Source organism: Flavobacterium aciduliphilum (assembly GCF_003268855.1).
Classification (GTDB): domain Bacteria; phylum Bacteroidota; class Bacteroidia; order Flavobacteriales; family Flavobacteriaceae; genus Flavobacterium; species Flavobacterium aciduliphilum.
Map to the genome: position 1 here is coordinate 1 of NZ_QLSZ01000029.1, position 1,249 is coordinate 1,249.

Sequence of the window (1,249 nt, forward strand, 5' to 3'; positions counted from 1 at the left end):
GCTAATGTTGTTGGTGCTGTTAATGGCGCACATACCGTTACATCACCTCCTGAAATACTTCCAGCAACTGGCGTAGTACTTACTGTGATTTTTAATAACGCTGATGTAGCCGAACAAATACCATTAGTTGCTACAACTTTAAACCATGCTGAACCTGATTGTAAAGCTGGTGAAGTAGTTGTGAAAACTCCATTAGTTGCAGATAAAGCTGTTTGTGAATCTGAATCAAAAGTTATCCAGGTCAATCCTTCATCTGTTGAATACATCCACTCTATATTTCCAATACTTCCTGTTGCTAAAGATAAGTTCACAGAACGTCCTTCACATACAGTTAATAATGGTGATAGAGTACCTACCACAGAGATAGCAGTAGCTTTAGCTACTGGAGTAACATTTACTACATATAAATCAGAAGTTGCTTTACAAGCACCATTAGTCAATAATGCTCTAAAAGCTGTTGTAGCAGTTAAAGCACCTGTATTTAATGAAGTAGTAGTAGCACCTGTAATTGCAGTCCATGTTGGTGTAGTAGCTGTCCAATTTGTTGATTTTTGCCATACAACAGTTCCTGTTGAACCTGTTAAAGTCAGCATTGAACTAGTAGAAGCACAAATTGAATCATCGCCACTAATATTACCTGCTACTGCTGGTGCACTAACTGTTAATTTAATAATGTTAGTAGATGTCATTGATGTACATACTCCATTAGACGCCACTGCTTTAAACCATGCTGTACCAGCATTTAAAACAGGAGATGTTGTTGTTAATACACCATTAGTTGCTGATAAAGAAGTTTGTGTATAAGAATCAAATGTTTGCCATGTAGCTCCTTCATCTGATGAATACATCCAATCAACATTACCAATACTTCCTGTTCCTAAAGACAAGTTTACTGTACTACCTTGACAAACAGTTAAAACTGGTGTTAACGTACCTACAACTGCCACTGCTGTAGCTTTTGATAACGTAGCTAACTCTCCTAAAGTCGCAACATCTGATGTTACTGTTCCACATGCATTGCTAACAATCACTCTAAACTTAGTTCCAGTAGCTGGTAATAAAAGTGTAGTTCTTGTTAGATTCAATGTAGCTGTTGTAGCTCCTGAATAATTTGCATTGTTAGAAACATTTGTCCATGTAGTAGCTGTTGCTGCTTGTGTTTGCCATTGGTAGGTAGCGCCTGGTGTAGCTACTACACTAAATGAAGCTGTTGCTCCAATAGCTTTACAAATAGTCGCATTTACTGGTT

Annotated in this window: 1 protein-coding gene; it reads right to left on the bottom strand. The window is 37.6% G+C overall.

Annotated elements, in window-relative coordinates:
- Positions 1-1,249: hypothetical protein (locus tag CLV55_RS12860; protein ID WP_158527044.1), on the bottom strand; the 1,249-nt coding region annotated here is incomplete at both ends.